Origin of the sequence: Pantoea sp. UBA5035 (assembly GCF_002415245.1) — a bacterium.
Taxonomy (GTDB): Bacteria; Pseudomonadota; Gammaproteobacteria; order Enterobacterales; family Enterobacteriaceae; genus Pantoea; species Pantoea septica.
Genome location: NZ_DICD01000027.1, coordinates 106,476 through 117,839, shown reverse-complemented (window position 1 = coordinate 117,839; position 11,364 = coordinate 106,476). Strand labels below are relative to the sequence as shown.

Here is an 11,364-nt window from a genome sequence, read left to right as displayed (position 1 = left end):
TCGATAAACCCGCTACAGATTTAGATTGATTACTGCTCCTCTTCCTCATCCTCGTGCGGCTTATCTTTGGTGACGCGCACCAGATCGACGCGATAGTCGGTCGCCTGAAGGATAGTAAAGTGCAGCGGCGGCAAATCGATCACTTCGCCCGGAAGCGGCAGCTGGCCTTTCTGACCAATCAGCAGACCCGCCAGCGAGGCGTGATCTTCATCCGGGTCGACCAGGTCGTTGACGTCAAACAGCTGCTGGAGCGAATGCAGGTCGGTACCGCCCTTAACAATCCAGCCGTCGCCGTCGGCGATAATGTCTGGCGTTTCATCCTCGTCCGGGAATTCGCCGGCGATCGCTTCCAGCACGTCCAGCGGCGTAATCAGCCCCTGCACTACGCCGAACTCGTTGGTAACGATAACGAAACTGCCTTTGGCGCGGCGCAGCACGCCCAGCAGATTAATCGGATCCAGCGTTTCCGGCACCACGATAGCGGGTGACGCGGCGGCAAAGGTCGCCACATCCATACCGTGTTCGATTGCCACCAGCAGCTCTTTGGCGCGTACCACGCCGATAATCTCATCCAGTTCGCCGCGGCACACCGGGAACAAGCTGTGCGGCGTGTCGAGCAGCTGAATACGGATCTCGTCCATTGGACGCTCGGCGTCAACCCAGGAGATTTCGCCGCGCGGCGTCATAATGCTGCGGATAGAGCGCGACGCCAGCGTCAGCACGCCGTTGATCATATAGCGCTCTTCATCCTTAAAGGCTTCCTGCGGCATCGCCTGCGTCAGAGGCGATTCTTCGTTCACCGCAGGCTGGGCAGGACGCTGACGACCGCCCATCAGGCGCAAGATCGCCTCAGCGGTGCGCTCGCGCATTGGACGATGCGCCTGATGGCGCATAAAGTTGCGGCGCGCAATCTGGTTAAACAGTTCGATCAGGATAGAGAAGCCGATCGCCGCGTAGAGATACCCTTTCGGGATATGGAAGCCGAAACCTTCCGCCACCAGCGACAGGCCGATCATCAGCAGGAAGCTCAGGCAGAGCACCACCACGGTAGGATGCGCGTTGACGAAGTTGGTCAGCGGCTTCGAGGCCAGCAGCATGACGCCCATGGCAATCACAACCGCCGTCATCATGATCGGCAGATGGTTCACCATGCCCACCGCCGTGATCACCGCATCCAGCGAGAAGACCGCGTCCAGCACCACAATCTGCGTTACCACCGCCCAGAAGCTGGCGTAGCTGCGGTTTCCCTGATGCTCGAGCTGACGGTTCTCCAGCCGCTCATGCAGCTCCATCGTCGCCTTGAACAAGAGAAACACCCCGCCCACCAGCAGAATCAAATCACGCCCTGCAAAGCTAAACTCGCCTACGCTAAATAACGGGCGCGTCAGCGTCACCATCCAGGAGATCAGCGACAGCAGGCCCAGACGCATCACCAGCGCCAGCGACAGGCCGATCAGACGCGCCTTATCGCGCTGCTTCGGCGGCAGCTTGTCGGCAAGAATGGCAATAAACACCAGGTTATCGATACCAAGCACGATTTCCAGTACGACAAGCGTGAGCAAACCGGCCCAGATTGAGGGGTCGAAGAGAAATTCCATCATTGACTCCTGAACGAGAGACAGACTGAACGATATCGTGCCAGCGTCGTGTGGTGACGTGACAGAAAGACAATCGGGTGAACTGCAGGTACGCCGTCAGGCGTGAGGGAAGGCGCGGATGCGCGCATCAAAGTGGTTAAGCGACGTCGGTGACGATCCATAAAGGTGGGCTGAAACCCGTTACTCCTGAGTAATAAACAGATCGTTAATGTAACAGGCCAGTAATGTACGTCAAAAAATTTTCTTTCATTTACAAATGATTCAGCGGTGATTCGCTAATAAACCTTGTTTAAGGCGAGTTCAGCCGTCTGATTACTGACGACCGTCACATAAATTATTTTTTCGCGCACTAAAATAAATCGCGACTCACCGATTCATTTAAGACGCCCGGAGAATGATTCATTAATTCAGATGTTTTAACTACGTTTGTCGCCAGATAACCGTAGCGATAACTCATAACGATTCGTCGACTCCAGACGAATTTCTTTAGCGAACGGAGGTAGCAAGTGACCATTGCGATAGTGATTGGTACACACGGCTGGGCAGCCGAGCAACTGCTGAAAACCGCAGAGATGCTGTTGGGCGAGCAGGAGAACGTCGGATGGATCGACTTTGTGCCCGGCGAAAATGCAGAAACGCTTATTGAAAAATATCAGGCGCAGCTGGCAAAGCTGGATACCTCGAAAGGGGCGCTGTTTTTGGTCGATACCTGGGGCGGAAGTCCATTCAACGCCGCCAGCCGCGTGGTGCTGGATAAAGAAAATTACGATGTCATCGCCGGGGTCAATATTCCCATGCTGGTGGAAACGCTGATGGCGCGCGACGACGACCCCAGCTTTACCGAACTGGTTGGCATCGCGGTGGAAACGGGTCGCGAAGGCGTTAAGGCGCAGAAAACCGAGCTTGCCGCGCCGCCTGCCCCAGCCGCCGCCCCTGCCGCTAAAGCGCCGCCTGCCCCAGCGCAGCCGCTGGCGCCGGGTGAACATATGAAAATCGGGCTGGCGCGCATCGACGACCGCCTGATCCACGGCCAGGTGGCGACGCGCTGGACCAAAGAGACCAACGTCTCGCGCATTATCGTGGTCAGCGACGAAGTCGCAAAAGATCACGTGCGCAAAACCCTGCTGACGCAGGTAGCGCCGCCCGGCGTGACCGCGCACGTGGTGGACGTCGACAAGATGGTGCGCGTCTGGAATAACCCAAAATATGGTCGCGACCGCGTGATGCTGCTGTTCACCAATCCCACCGACGTGCTGCGCGTTGTGGAACAGGGCGTCGACATTAAGTCGGTCAATATCGGCGGCATGGCGTTTCGCCAGGGTAAAACCCAGGTCAATAACGCCGTCTCGGTCGATGACAAAGATATCGCCGCGTTCCGTAAGCTCAATGAACGCAATATCGAGCTGGAAGTCCGTAAGGTCTCCAGCGATCAAAAACTGAAAATGATGGACCTGATTGCGAAGGTCAATGCGTAAAACGCCGGCAGCTGCGCCTGCGGGCCAGTTAACGCTATCCTGCTGAGGAGAAGGGATATGATGGAAATAACCTCGCTACAAATCATCCTGATATTTATCGTGGCCTGTATTGCGGGTATGGGTTCGATTCTGGATGAGTTTCAGTTTCACCGTCCGCTGGTGGCCTGTACCCTGATTGGGGCGGTGCTCGGCGATATGAAAACCGGCATCATCATCGGCGGCACGCTGGAGATGATCGCGCTGGGCTGGATGAACATCGGCGCCGCCGTGGCGCCCGATGCGGCTCTTGCCTCAATTATCTCCACCATTCTGGTTATCGCCGGCGGTCAGAGCGTCGGCGCGGGCATTGCGCTGGCGATTCCGCTGGCGGCGGCGGGCCAGGTGCTGACGATTATCGTGCGCACCATCACCGTGGCCTTCCAGCACGCGGCCGATAAGGCGGCGGAGAAAGGCAACCTGACGGCGATTTCGTGGATCCACGTCTCGGCGCTGGTGTTGCAGGCAATGCGTATCGCCATTCCGGCGCTGATCGTGGCGATCTCCGTCGGCACCAGCGCGGTTCACTCCCTGCTTAGCTCCATCCCTGAAGTGGTCACCAACGGCCTGAACATCGCCGGCGGCATGATCGTGGTGGTCGGTTACGCGATGGTCATCAATATGATGCGCGCAGGCTATCTGATGCCCTTCTTCTACCTCGGCTTCGTTACTGCGGCCTTCACCAGCTTCAACCTGGTCGCGCTGGGCGTCATCGGCGTGGTCATGGCAGTGCTCTATATCCAGCTGGCGCCAAAATATAACCGCGTGGCGGGCGCGCCTGCAGCGGGTCCGGCAAATAACGATCTCGATAACGAACTTGACTAAGGAACAGGTGACAACATGGTAGATACAACTACAACGCAAAAGAAACTCACCCCAGGCGACATCCGCGGCGTGTTTTTGCGGTCGAACCTGTTCCAGGGGTCGTGGAACTTCGAGCGTATGCAGGCGCTGGGCTTCTGTTTCTCAATGGTGCCGGTGATCCGCCGCCTTTATCCGGAAAATAACGAGGCGCGCCGTCAGGCGATCAAGCGCCACCTGGAGTTCTTTAATACCCATCCCTACGTAGCCGCGCCGGTACTGGGGGTGACCATGGCGATGGAAGAGCAGCGCGCAAACGGCGCAGCGATCGACGACGCCGCCATCAACGGCATTAAAGTCGGCCTGATGGGCCCGCTGGCGGGCGTCGGCGACCCGATTTTCTGGGGCACCGTGCGTCCGGTCTTCGCCGCGCTCGGCGCAGGCATCGCCATGAGCGGCAGCCTGCTGGGTCCGCTGCTCTTCTTTGTGCTGTTCAATCTGGCGCGCCTGCTGACCCGCTATTACGGCGTGGCGTACGGCTACCGCAAAGGGATCGATATCGTCAGCGACATGGGCGGCGGTTTCCTGCAGAAGCTGACGGAGGGGGCGTCGATTCTCGGCCTGTTTGTCATGGGCGCGCTGGTGAACAAGTGGACGCACGTTAATATTCCGCTGGTGGTGTCGCGCATTACCGACCAGACCGGGAAGACCACCGTCACCACGGTTCAGACCATCCTCGATCAGCTGATGCCGGGCATCGTGCCGCTGCTGCTGACCTTCGCCTGTATGTGGCTGCTGCGCCGCAAGGTCAACGCGCTGTGGATTATCGTCGGTTTCTTCGTTATCGGGATTTTCGGCTACTGGATCGGCCTGCTTGGCCTGTAGTACTCTCGCCGGGCGCGCCGCGCCCGGCCTCTTCCCCGCTTTTTCGCCGTATCGCCTCAGGAGAATGTGATGACACTAACGGACGGCCTCATCGCGCTCTGCATCGCCGCGCTGCTGCTTTTTTCTCTCTACAACGACTTTATTCTGCCGCGCCGCAAAGGCCCGACGCGCTTAAGCGTGGCGCTGCGGCGCAGGCACAAGATCGACAGCCTGATATTTATCGGGCTGCTGGCGATTTTACTCTGGAATAATGTGACGCATCAGGGGCCGCAGCTCACCACCACCCTGCTGATGGTGCTCCTATTTCTCGCTTTCTGGCTCTTCTGGCTGCGCCGCCCAGTTCTGCTGATGAAGCGCGACGGGCTGTTTTACGGCAGCGTCTGGATAGCCTATGAACGCATTCAGAGCATTAATCTCTCCGAGGACGGCATTCTGGTGATGCAGCTGGAGCAGCGTCGCCTGCTGATCGCCGTGCAGCAGCTCGACGATCTGGAACGCATTTACCATACGCTGGTGGAGGCGCGCTAATCGCGCCGCCATAGCGTCAGACGGAAGTCGGCGTCGCATTCGAAGGTTTTCGACGCCTGCAGCTCCCCCCACACCGACGGCTTCGCGCGCCAGGCGAAAGGCGTCATCTGCAGCAGCGTGGCCGCCGCGTCGCCGCTCAGGTGCATCGCGTAGCGCAGCGACTGCTGGCTCTCTTCGCTAAAGCCGCTGTAGCACTTCTCTTCCGGCGCATGGAGCTGCACCTCGCGATAGATCAGCGCCTTGAACTGTTGCAGATGGTGCGCTCCGGGCGTGACGGTCAGCAATACGCCGCCAGGCCTGACGACGCGCGTCAGCTCCGCCTCGTTGCAGGGCGCGTAGATACGCACGACGCCATCCAGCGAAGCGTCGGCAAAGGGCAGGCGCTGGCTAGAAGCGACGCAAAACTGCACGTCAGGATAGCGCTTCGCCGCCAGACGAATGGCGTTTTTGGCGATATCCAGCCCGTATACCTCGCCGCCCAGCGCGCTGAGCGCCGAAGTGTAATAGCCTTCGCCGCAGCCGATATCGAGCAGCGCGCCCGCGTCCGGCAGCTTTTCGCGCAGCAGCGCCACCACGCCGTCGCGCAGCGGCTGATAGTAGCCCGCCTGCAGAAACTCGCGCCGCGCCTGCATCATCTCCGGGCTGTCGCCAGGTTCGCGCGAGCCTTTATGCTGAACGGGCAGCAAATTGAGGTAGCCCTCTTTCGCCTGGTCGAACTGATGACGGTTTTCACAGCGCCAGCTGCGGTTTTCAGGCTGCAAAGGGAGATGACAGAGGGGGCAAATCAGCAACATACGAACTCCATTAACAAGAGCGCCGCAGTGTACTCCGTTCGCTGTCGTATCGAAAGCGCAAAGAAAAAGCCCCGGTCAGATGACCAGGGCTTTACAGGATTCGTTTTCAGTGGTGCATGGCACCGAGCTGGCACGAAATCAGATAGCGGTTACGTTGACTGCAGCCGGGCCTTTCTGGCCGTCCTGAATTTCGAACTCAACGCTTTGGCCTTCAGCCAGGGTTTTGAAACCGTTGCCCTGGATAGCGGAGAAGTGTACGAACACATCTTTGCTACCGTCAGCAGGAGTAATAAAACCAAAACCTTTAGACTCGTTGAACCACTTAACCTGACCTTTAATCTTTGCCATTTTGCAAATTCCTTAGAGTGTTTATTTTGCCCGAAGGCAGACCTACAGAGAAACCAGAGACGTTACTGAATGAGGCACTAATAAGGTTCGGCAAGGAAGCGGTATTCAACGTCAACGTTTTTACTCGTAACTTCTTTACTGAAGATGCCATACATAAACAGAACTGTACCTCGTTTGACCCACGAATTGTTATCACATATCCGCAAATTAATGGCAAGGCATTTTTAATCGACCATGGACGCGCCGCACAAAATTTGCAAAGCAGCGACACGCTTTGTTCATTTTGGTACATAACTTGCCCAGCTTGTAGCCGAAAAAGCGATATCCATCAACCCGTCGAAGATGCGAATAACTTTAGCGGATAACCGCGTCTTCGTCCAACCTTGTTCACCGTAACGGATTAATTTACAGATAGATTATTGCAGTATTATGGCATTCGTTTTTCTTAAGCGAAACCGTAAAACTAAAATGCGCCGCTGTTTTTGTCTTTAACGATAGCGGGCTCTCATTTTTGCTGGCGCAGATAATAAATGCTTTTGCACCAAAATCAGGAAAATAAAAACAGGCGTTGCCCCAATTAAAAGCAGAGCAACACTTATTTCTTATTACCATTTATTCTTTGATCCTGAATAATTGTTCTCTTAAAACCCAATACCCGCCTGGGGATAAGCGCCGTTATTTAGGAATTTTCCTGGTTTATATTCTCCAGGCTGCGACTCTCCCCTATTCTCCACGGCGCAAAGCGGTCATTATCCTCTCCGCTGCGCTGAATGGCGCGCATTAATTCCGCCGGAGGCTCATCCAGCGATTCGTCAGCCAGTTCGAAGACGCCCCAGTGGATCGGTAAGGTTAGCGGCTCACCCGTTAGCCGCCATAATGAAACCGCATGATCGGGATCCATGTGGCTACTCTGCATGAACCATTTCGGTGCATAGGCGCCGACCGGTAAAGCGGCCAGATTAAAAGGGCCGAGCCGGCGTGGGATCTCCGCCAGATGGTCAGAAAAACCGCTGTCGCCGGAAAACCAGAAATTAAGCGTCCTGCTGCGCACCACCCAACCGCACCACAGCGAGCGGTTGCGATCGTAGGGCGTGCGCATGCTCCAGTGACGCGCCGGGACGGCGGTCAGGGTCAAATCCGCTTCCTGCCGGCTCTGCCACCAGTCGAGCTGGCGCACGTGGCGCGCGCCGCGCCGTTTAAACCAGCCTTCCAGCCCCAGCGGGACCAGAAAGATGACCTCAGGGAAACGGCGGAGAATGCGCCTGATGGTGGCGGAGTCGAGATGATCGTAGTGATTATGGGAAATCAGCACATAGTCGAGACGCGGCAGATCCTGGATGCGCAGCGGCGGCGGGGTTTTGCGTTTCGGTCCGGCAAAGGGCAGCGGCGAGGCGCGCGTCGAAAGCGCCGGATCGATCAGCAGATAGCGCTGATTCAGGCGCAGCAGCATCGCCGCATGGCCTAACCACCAGACGCGATCGTCCACACCAGCCAGATCGGCGGGCTGCCACCAGCGCGTCCTGAACTGGTCATAGCCCGCCTGCGGCGGGAAGGGCAATCCTGCCGCTTTGCGCTCTTTGCGCCAGCGGTCGAGATCGCCTGGCTGGCGCAGATCCGGCTCGGGATTGCGGAAGCCTTCAGGGGTGTGGTGCGCTTTGCTGGCGTCGTACCAGGGGTTTTGCCAGGGCATGTCGCCTCCTTGCCGGGCTAAGGGACCTTAGCGTTCCGGGATCATGCGGATAAATTCGCGCGGCTCTTCTGTCTCCGGCTTTTCCTGCTCTACGCTCTGGCTTTCCACCAGGCGACGCAGCAGCGCGTTCTGTTTTTTCTGCTCTTCCAGCAGCTGGCTCAGCAGCTGGATCTGTTCGCTGGCGCGCACGCTGGCCCGGTTAACGAAAAACCAGGCGATAAACGCCACAATGATAGTGACCGCCAGTACGCCATAGCTGAACAGCGGATCGGTGGTTGCGGCTAATTCGTTCATAACTGCCTCAAAAACGGAAAAATATCGATGGCGTCGATTCTACCTGCTGCGCACGCGGCTGACCAGGCTATGCGCCTGAATGCAGAATTCCCTGACGCCTCGCTTTCAGCAATCTCCGATCGCTTCGGCAGACAAAGCGAGGCAAGCTGTTAATATTACGGGCGGCAGCACAAGGTGGACAGCTGCGTTATGTATCACAAGGAGAAAAAATGAAACTCTTTATTCGGGCGATCGTTCTGCTCGCCGTTATCTGGGTCGCCATGCTGTTTACCGGCTATGGCGTGCTGACCGGCAGCGCTAAAAACGCAGCGGGTCTGGGCCTGCAGTGCAACTACCTTACCGCGCGCGGTCTGATTACCGCCCAGTATCTGCATACCGACAGCGGCGTTATCGGCGTGAGCGACTGCCCGCTGCTGAAGAAGAGCGGAGAGGTGATCGACAATTAAGCGGCGCGCGGCCAACTGAGCCGCACTGACTATTCATTGAAAGGCCAGGCGGGCGTTTGCCCGCTTTTTTATCAGAAATCGTAGTGGTGATAGCCCATCTCGGCTGAGAGCGCGCGCGCCGCACGGTGCAGCATGGCGACATAGTCGCTTTTCGCCTCTTCCGAGAAGCGGATAGTCGGGAAAGAGATGCTCAGACCGGCGATAACCACGCCGAAGCGGTCGAACACCGGCACGGCGATACAGCGCAGCCCCTCTTCCTGCTCCTCGTTATCTTCGCCGAAGCCCTGCACTTTTACCTGATCCAGCACCTCGATTAACGCTTCGCGCGTGACGATGGTGTTAGCGGTGCTGCGCTTGAACTCGACCTCTTTCAGGATCTCATTCACCTCTGCGCGGTCGCGCCACGCAAGCAGCACTTTGCCGATCGCCGTGGTATGCAGCGGATTGCGCCGTCCGATGCGCGAATACATACGCAAATTATAGAGCGAGTCGATTTTATGGATGTAGACGATGCTGTCCTCTTCCAGCGCCCCGAGGTGAATCGTCTCTTTGGTCAGTCGTGAAAGCTCGCGCATCTGCACGTCGGCGCTGCGGATCAGATCGACATTCTGCAACGCCTTCGCGCCCAGCTCGAATAGCTTTAGCGTCAGAGAGTATTTTTCGCTCTCTCCTTCCTGCGTTACATAACCCAGCGTCTTCATGGTCTGCAGGAAGCGGTAAACGGTACTCTTCGACATCATCACGCGCTGCGCCAGTTCAGTAATGCCGTGATCGCGCTCTTCACCCAGCGCCTGCAGAATACCGAACACCTTCATAACGGAGGATACGGCATCGGGTTGTTTATCATTTTCACTGACGGCCATCACGCACCCTTTTTTAAAATTGTTTTAATAAAATCGGAACAGATGACCAATATAGCGCGCCAACCCCTCAGCTGTCACCGCACGACATACTTTAACCCCGCTTTTTGCGCTAAAGACGGTGCGTTTCAGCAGCAGATTCATTAGCATGGTGATATTCACCCACTTTATTTTTCTCTCTATGTCCCCGACACCTTTTCAGGATGGCCTGCCCGCTCCGCAGCGGTATGGCGCTATTTTTACCATTGCACTGGGTATTATGATGGCGGTGCTGGATGGCGCAATCGCCAACGTGGCGCTGCCGACCATCGCGCGCGACCTGCACGCCAGCCCGGCGCAGTCGGTCTGGATCGTCAACGCCTATCAAATCGCTATCGTCGCTTCGCTGCTGTCGCTCTCTTTTCTCGGCGATATGCTCGGCTATCGCCGGGTCTATCAGGTCGGGCTCGGCCTGTTTATCCTCACCTCAGCCTTTTGCGCCCTCTCTTCGTCCCTATCGATGCTGACGCTGGCGCGCGTGCTGCAGGGCTTTGGCGGTGCGGCGCTGATGAGCGTTAACACCGCGCTGATCCGCATTATCTATCCGCAGCGTCACCTGGGGCGCGGCATGGCAATTAACTCGCTGGTGGTGGCGGTCTCAAGCGCTGCCGGGCCGACGGTGGCGGCGGCAATTCTGTCGTTCGCCAGCTGGAAGTGGCTGTTCCTGATTAACGTGCCGCTGGGCGTGATTGCGCTGTGGCTGGCGCTGCGCTTCCTGCCGGAGAACAGCCAGAAAGCGAAGGCGCAGAAGTTCGACGTGCCGAGCGCGCTGATGAACGCGCTGTTTTTCGGTCTGCTCATCTATGCGCTGACCGGTTTCGCCCAGGGCGGCAGCCGGGCGCTGGCGCTGGCAGAAGTGGCGGTGCTGGCGGTGCTCGGCTGGTTCTTCGTGCGTCGACAGCAGCGTCTGGCGGTGCCGCTGCTGCCGGTGGATCTGCTGCGCATTCCGCTGTTCAGCCTCTCTATCTGCACCTCCATTTGCTCTTTCTGCGCGCAGATGCTGGCGATGGTGTCGCTGCCCTTTTTCCTGCAAAACGTGCTGGGACGCGATGAGGTCGCAACCGGCCTGCTGCTGACGCCCTGGCCGCTGGCGACCATGGTGCTGGCGCCGATTGCCGGACGCCTGATTGAGCATATTCACGCCGGGCTGCTTGGCGGCATCGGCCTGGCGCTGTTCGCGGCGGGATTGTTTCTGCTGGCGCTGCTGCCTGCGCAGCCGCAGGACTGGGATATTATCTGGCGCATGGCGCTGTGCGGCGCCGGATTCGGCCTGTTCCAGTCGCCCAACAACCACACCATTATCTCTTCCGCCCCGCGCAACCGCAGCGGCGGCGCCAGCGGCATGCTGGGCACGGCGCGTCTGCTGGGTCAGAGCAGCGGCGCAGCGCTGGTGGCGCTGATGTTCACCCTGTTCGATCAGGGCGGCACGCACGCTTCGTTGATCCTCGCCGGGCTCTTCTCGAGCGTCGCCGCACTCTTTAGCCTGTCGCGCCTGTCGCAGAAACGCGCCGCGGCGCAGTGACGGCCATAAAAAAGGCGACTCCAGGGAGTCGCCTTTTTATCGCCTGAG

At 57.9% G+C, this 11,364-nt stretch carries 12 protein-coding genes and 1 pseudogene; 6 read left to right on the top strand and 7 right to left on the bottom strand.

All coding sequences use genetic code 11. The features are described 5' to 3' along the window. Positions 1-29: 29 nt before the first annotated feature. Entirely contained in the window at positions 30-1,598 is a 1,569-nt protein-coding gene (locus B3229_RS17285; RefSeq protein ID WP_033746603.1) for a TerC family protein, read from the bottom strand. A gap of 506 nt (positions 1,599-2,104) precedes the next feature. On the opposite strand from B3229_RS17285, the gene manX reads away from it, so the two are divergent. From manX to B3229_RS17265, 4 genes are all read left to right on the top strand, one after another. Next, a complete protein-coding gene (gene manX / locus B3229_RS17280) occupies positions 2,105-3,073 on the top strand; it encodes a PTS mannose transporter subunit IIAB (protein WP_033746601.1) in 969 nt (322 codons plus the stop codon). Between the two features lie 60 nt (positions 3,074-3,133). Then, positions 3,134-3,934, top strand: coding sequence for a PTS mannose/fructose/sorbose transporter subunit IIC (locus B3229_RS17275; RefSeq protein WP_033747932.1), 801 nt, complete (start codon positions 3,134-3,136; stop codon positions 3,932-3,934). A gap of 15 nt (positions 3,935-3,949) precedes the next feature. Continuing rightward, complete coding sequence (locus B3229_RS17270) at positions 3,950-4,795, top strand: PTS mannose transporter subunit IID (RefSeq protein WP_033746599.1); 846 nt, start codon at positions 3,950-3,952, stop codon at positions 4,793-4,795. Between the two features lie 69 nt (positions 4,796-4,864). Beyond that, on the top strand, positions 4,865-5,323 hold the full coding sequence (locus tag B3229_RS17265; protein ID WP_033746597.1) for a DUF986 family protein: 459 nt from the start codon (positions 4,865-4,867) through the stop codon (positions 5,321-5,323). Here the strand turns inward: B3229_RS17265 and rlmA are convergent. From rlmA to B3229_RS17240, 5 genes and pseudogenes are all read right to left on the bottom strand, one after another. Beyond that, entirely contained in the window at positions 5,320-6,117 is a 798-nt protein-coding gene (gene rlmA, locus B3229_RS17260) for a 23S rRNA (guanine(745)-N(1))-methyltransferase (RefSeq protein ID WP_048780771.1), read from the bottom strand. The two genes, B3229_RS17265 and rlmA, sit on opposite strands and share 4 nt — an antisense overlap. Positions 6,118-6,255: 138 nt before the next feature. Beyond that, positions 6,256-6,465: a transcription antiterminator/RNA stability regulator CspE gene (gene cspE / locus B3229_RS17255; RefSeq protein ID WP_003852684.1), complete on the bottom strand. Its 210-nt coding sequence runs from the start codon at positions 6,463-6,465 to the stop codon at positions 6,256-6,258. 21 nt (positions 6,466-6,486) lie between these two features. Next, positions 6,487-6,620: pseudogene (locus B3229_RS17250) on the bottom strand (DUF2627 domain-containing protein). 524 nt (positions 6,621-7,144) lie between these two features. Further along, positions 7,145-8,155 (bottom strand): MBL fold metallo-hydrolase, encoded by a 1,011-nt coding sequence (locus B3229_RS17245; protein WP_286872783.1) that lies wholly within the window; start codon positions 8,153-8,155, stop codon positions 7,145-7,147. A gap of 27 nt (positions 8,156-8,182) precedes the next feature. Beyond that, positions 8,183-8,449: a YebO family protein gene (locus B3229_RS17240; RefSeq protein WP_286872781.1), complete on the bottom strand. Its 267-nt coding sequence runs from the start codon at positions 8,447-8,449 to the stop codon at positions 8,183-8,185. Positions 8,450-8,658: 209 nt separating this feature from the next. On the opposite strand from B3229_RS17240, the gene B3229_RS17235 reads away from it, so the two are divergent. Then, complete coding sequence (locus tag B3229_RS17235) at positions 8,659-8,895, top strand: YobH family protein (RefSeq protein WP_033746584.1); 237 nt, start codon at positions 8,659-8,661, stop codon at positions 8,893-8,895. A gap of 71 nt (positions 8,896-8,966) precedes the next feature. Here the strand turns inward: B3229_RS17235 and kdgR are convergent, their stop codons facing one another. After that, positions 8,967-9,758 (bottom strand): DNA-binding transcriptional regulator KdgR, encoded by a 792-nt coding sequence (gene kdgR, locus B3229_RS17230; protein WP_048780768.1) that lies wholly within the window; start codon positions 9,756-9,758, stop codon positions 8,967-8,969. Positions 9,759-9,936: 178 nt separating this feature from the next. Between kdgR and B3229_RS17225 the strand changes: the two genes are divergently transcribed. Continuing rightward, positions 9,937-11,316, top strand: a complete 1,380-nt coding sequence (locus B3229_RS17225; protein ID WP_286873522.1) for an MFS transporter — start codon at positions 9,937-9,939, stop codon at positions 11,314-11,316. Positions 11,317-11,364 lie beyond the last annotated feature (48 nt).

Coding starts and splice junctions, on each gene's coding strand:
- B3229_RS17285 (WP_033746603.1), bottom strand. CDS start 1,598: ATGGAATTTCTCTTCGACCCCTCAATCTGGGCCGGTTTGCTCACGCTT.
- B3229_RS17275 (WP_033747932.1), top strand. CDS start 3,134: ATGGAAATAACCTCGCTACAAATCATCCTGATATTTATCGTGGCCTGT.
- B3229_RS17270 (WP_033746599.1), top strand. CDS start 3,950: ATGGTAGATACAACTACAACGCAAAAGAAACTCACCCCAGGCGACATC.
- B3229_RS17265 (WP_033746597.1), top strand. CDS start 4,865: ATGACACTAACGGACGGCCTCATCGCGCTCTGCATCGCCGCGCTGCTG.
- rlmA (WP_048780771.1), bottom strand. CDS start 6,117: ATGTTGCTGATTTGCCCCCTCTGTCATCTCCCTTTGCAGCCTGAAAAC.
- cspE (WP_003852684.1), bottom strand. CDS start 6,465: ATGGCAAAGATTAAAGGTCAGGTTAAGTGGTTCAACGAGTCTAAAGGT.
- B3229_RS17245 (WP_286872783.1), bottom strand. CDS start 8,155: ATGCCCTGGCAAAACCCCTGGTACGACGCCAGCAAAGCGCACCACACC.
- B3229_RS17240 (WP_286872781.1), bottom strand. CDS start 8,449: ATGAACGAATTAGCCGCAACCACCGATCCGCTGTTCAGCTATGGCGTA.
- B3229_RS17235 (WP_033746584.1), top strand. CDS start 8,659: ATGAAACTCTTTATTCGGGCGATCGTTCTGCTCGCCGTTATCTGGGTC.
- kdgR (WP_048780768.1), bottom strand. CDS start 9,758: ATGGCCGTCAGTGAAAATGATAAACAACCCGATGCCGTATCCTCCGTT.
- B3229_RS17225 (WP_286873522.1), top strand. CDS start 9,937: ATGTCCCCGACACCTTTTCAGGATGGCCTGCCCGCTCCGCAGCGGTAT.